Source organism: Nocardia amamiensis (genome assembly GCF_015477605.1).
GTDB lineage: Bacteria > Actinomycetota > Actinomycetes > Mycobacteriales > Mycobacteriaceae > Nocardia > Nocardia amamiensis_A.
Genome location: NZ_JADLQX010000098.1, coordinates 1 through 4,383 on the forward strand (window position 1 = coordinate 1; position 4,383 = coordinate 4,383).

Here is a 4,383-nt window from a genome sequence, read left to right on the forward strand (position 1 = left end):
CGGGCGCTGGTGGTCGTCGCGCTCTGGTGGCCGGTCCGCGTCCGGAGCGGATCCCGTTGTCGCTGGCGCAGCAGCGGATGTGGTTCCTCAACCAGTTCGACACCGCCTCCGCGGTGAACAACATCCCGGTGGCCGTCCGGCTGACCGGCGAACTGGACGTCACCGCACTGCAACTGGCCGTCGCGGATGTGATCGCCAGGCACGAGACCCTGCGCACCGTCTACCCCGAGCAGAGTGGCGCGGCGCATCAGGTGATCGTGCCCGCCGAGCAGGCCGTGCCGGACCTGACGCCGGAAGCCGTCGCGCCCGAGGACATCCGGCATCGGATCGTCGAGGTGGTCTCCGCCGGATTCGACGTGACCACCGAAGTTCCGTTGCGGGCCGAGCTGTTCCGTGTGGCCGAGACCGAGTACGTCCTGGTGTTCGTGGCGCACCACATCAGCGCGGACGGCTGGTCGATGAGCCCGCTGACCCGCGACGTGATGCTGGCCTACGCCGCCCGCTCGGCCGGGGTGGAACCGGGCTGGGCGCCGCTGCCGATCCAGTACGCCGACTTCAGCCTCTGGCAGCGCGACGTGCTCGGCTCGGAGACCGACCCCGACAGCCTGATCTCGCAGCAGGCCGAGTACTGGCGCGCCGCGCTGGCCGGTCTGCCCGACGAGCTCAACCTGCCCGCCGACCGGCCGCGTCCGACCACGCAGTCGTTCGCCGGTGGGCGCGTGGTGTTCCCGATCGAGGGCGAGCTGCATCGCATGCTCACCGAGATCGCCAGGGAACAGAACGCGACGCTGTTCATGGTGGTGCACGCCGCGCTCGCGCTGTTCCTCGCGCGCATGTCCGGCACCGACGACATCGCCATCGGCACCCCCATCGCGGGCCGCGGCGAAGCCGAACTCGACGACGTGATCGGCATGTTCGTCAACACCCTGGTGTTGCGCTCGCACGTGGACGGCGACCTGACCTTCGGCCAGTTCCTGGCCCGGACCAAGGACGCCGACCTGCAGGCGTTCGCGCACGCGGACCTGCCGTTCGAGCGGCTGGTGGAACTGCTCAACCCGGAGCGCTCCACCGCGCGGCACCCGCTGTTCCAGGTGGCGCTGTCGTTCGAGAATCTGCCCGAGAGCAGCTTCGAGCTGCCCGGACTGCACGTGGGCGCGGTCGATTTCGACGTCGACACCGCCAAGTTCGACCTGTCGCTGACCATCCGCGAGGCAGGGGAGAACCCCGACGACGCGGGCATGTACGCGGAGTTCTCCTTCGCGCGCGACCTGTTCGACGACCAGACCGTGCGGGTGTTCGCGGAGCGGTTCACCAGGCTGCTGTCCGCGATCGCCACCGACCGGGAGACCCCGATCGGCGACCTGCCGCTGCTGGACACGGCTGAGTACCACTTGCTCACGCACGTGCACGGCGAGGACGTCATGGCCACCGGCCTGCTGCCGGACCTGCTCCAGCGCGGCGCGCGGCTGGATCCGGAGCAGATCGCGGTGCGCTACCAAGGCCGGTCGATCACCTACCGCGAGCTGGACGAGTACTCCTCGCGTCTGGCGCGGGTGCTCATCGCACGCGGTGTGGGACCGGAGCGCATCGTGGCGCTGTCGTTCCCGCGTTCCTACGAGATGGTCGCCGCGTTCTGGGCGGTGGCGAAGGCCGGCGGCGCGCACGTGCCGATCGACCCGACCTACCCCGAAGACCGCATGCGGCACATGGTCAACGACTCCGGCGCGGTCATCGGCATCACCGCGAGCGAATACGTGGACCAGCTGCCGCGCGATGTCGAGTGGCTGCGCATGGACGACCCGGAGCTCGGGTCGCTCATCGAGAGCCAGTCCGCCGCGCCGGTCACCGACGCGGACCGGATCTCCTCGCTGGCCATGCGGCACCCGGTGTATGTCATCTACACCTCGGGTTCGACCGGTATGCCCAAGGGCGTCACCGTGACCCACGCGGGCATGGGCGGCCTGGTCGGCGTCGCGACCGACCTGTACCAGCTCGAATCGCACCACCGGTTCCTGCACATCTGCTCGCCCAGCTTCGACCCGTCGGTGCTGGAATGGCTGTGTGCCGCCTACACCGGCGCCACGCTGGTAGTCGTGCCGTCGACCATCATCGGCGGCCCGGATCTGGCCGAACTGCTGCGCACCGAGCGGGTTTCGCACACGATCATCACCCCGGCGGTGCTGGGCACGGTCGACCCCGAAGGCATGGAGGCGCTCGAGGTGGCCTCCGTCGGCGGTGACGTCACCACGCCGGAACTGCTGGCCAAGTGGTGGCCGGGCCGGAAGTACTTCAACGCCTACGGTCCGACCGAGACGACGATCATCTCGTCGTACGCCGCGCTCACCCCGGGCAGGCACATCACGATCGGCCGTCCGGTGCGCGGTATGTCGGCCCTGGTGCTGGACAACCGCCTCAACCCGGTGCCGCCGGGTGTCGCGGGCGAGCTGTACCTGGCCGGTGGCGCGCTGGCGCGTGGCTACCACAACCGCCCCGACCTCACCGCGGAACGGTTCGTCGCCAACCCGTGGAGCAACGAGGGCGCGCGGATGTACCGCACCGGTGACGTGGTGCGCTGGTACGCCGAACCCGGTGAGCGGGCGGGCAACGCCGCGCTGCCGTCGGTGCGCTGGGAGCTGGACTACGTGGGCCGCTCGGACTTCCAGGTGAAGATCCGCGGTTTCCGCATCGAGCTCGGCGAGATCGACACCGTGCTCGGCAGGCACGACGACGTCGAGTACGCGATCACGCTCGGCCGCCAGACCGCGGCGGGCGCGACGATTCTGGTGTCCTACGTGCTGGCCACGCCGGGCCGGGAGATCGACACGGCGCGGTTGACCGAGTACGCGTCGCGCAGCCTGCCGCCGCACATGGTGCCGACGGCGATCGTGGTGATCGACGAGATCCCGCTGACCCCGGTCGGCAAGCTGGATCGCAAGGCGCTGCCCGAACCGGAGCTGGCTCCGCGCGAGTTCCGCGCACCGGCCAACGAGATCGAGGCCGTCATCGCCGAGGTGTTCGCCGAAGTGCTCGGTGTCGAGCAGATCGGTTTGGACGACTCGTTCTTCGCGCTCGGCGGTGACAGCATTCTGTCCATCCAGCTGGTCTCGCGGGCCAAGGCGCGTGGTGTGCTGTTCACTCCGCGTGACGTGTTCGAGCGGCGCAGCGTGGCTTCGCTGGCGGAGATCGCCACATTCGGCGCGGGTGCGGAGCAGGCGCGGCTGGAGGAGCTGCCCGGTGGCGGTGTCGGCGAGATCCCGCTGACCCCGATCATGCGGCAGATCCTCGCGAGCGGCTCCTCGTACCAGCGGTTCTCGCAGACCATGGCGCTGCGGCTGCCGGAGGGTATCGACCGGGAGACGCTGGTCGGCACCATCGCGGCGGTCTTCGACCACCACGACGTGCTGCGGTCGCGGTTGCGCCGCACCGGCACGGACTGGACGTTCGAGGCGCTGCCGCGGGGTGCGGTCGACATCGACGCCTTGGTGCATCGGGTCGAGCTGGCCGCCGAAGCCGACGACGCGGAGCTGGCGCGGGTCGCCACCGAGGCGCTGGACGCGGCGATGGGCAGGCTCGATCCGGCGAATGCCGCTATGGCGCAGTTCGTGTGGTTCGCCTTCGACGGGGAGCGGCGCGATGTGCTGTTGATCGTCGCGCACCACTTCGTGGTCGACGGCGTGTCCTGGCGCATCCTGATCCCGGACTTCGCGGTCGCGTGGTCGCAGCTGGTCGCGGGTCAGCCGGTGACGCTGCCTGCCAATGGCACCTCGATGCGGCGCTGGGCGCACAGTCTGGTCGAGGCGGCGCGCGCGCCGGAACGGGTCGCGGAACTGCCGTTCTGGCAGCAGGTTTCGGCCACGCCGGATCCGTTGCTCGGCTCCCGTCCGTTCGACCCGGCCGTCGACACGTTCGCGACCGTCGAGCGAGTCGAGGTCACGGTGCCCGCCGAAGTCACCGACGCGGTGCTGACCGCGATCCCCGGCCTCTACCGCGGCGGCGTGAACGACGGCCTGCTGTCGGCACTGGCCATAGCGGTGGCTCGCTGGCGCGGCGACGGGTCGGACGCGACGCTGATCAAGCTGGAGGGTCACGGCCGCGAAGAGGACGTGGTGCCCGGCGCGGATCTGTCCCGCACGGTCGGCTGGTTCACCTCCGCCTACCCGGTCCGGCTCGACCTGGCCGGTGCCGATCTCGGTGACGCCTTCGCCGGCGGGGCCGCGCTGGGCGAGGTCGTGAAGTCGATCAAGGAACAGTTGCTCGCGGTGCCCGACAAGGGCCTCGGCTACGGCCTGCTGCGGCAGCTGAATCCGGAGACCGCGCCGAGCCTCGGCTCGTCCGGCCAGATCAGCTTCAACTACCTGGGCCGGATGTCGGCCGGGGAGATCC

Annotated in this window: 1 protein-coding gene; it reads left to right on the forward strand. The window is 70.2% G+C overall.

What is annotated here, in order from left to right; all coding sequences use genetic code 11:
• Nucleotides 1–4,383, forward strand: a 4,383-nt coding sequence (locus IU459_RS36650) for a non-ribosomal peptide synthetase (RefSeq protein ID WP_195134173.1), incomplete at both ends; no start/stop codon positions are given.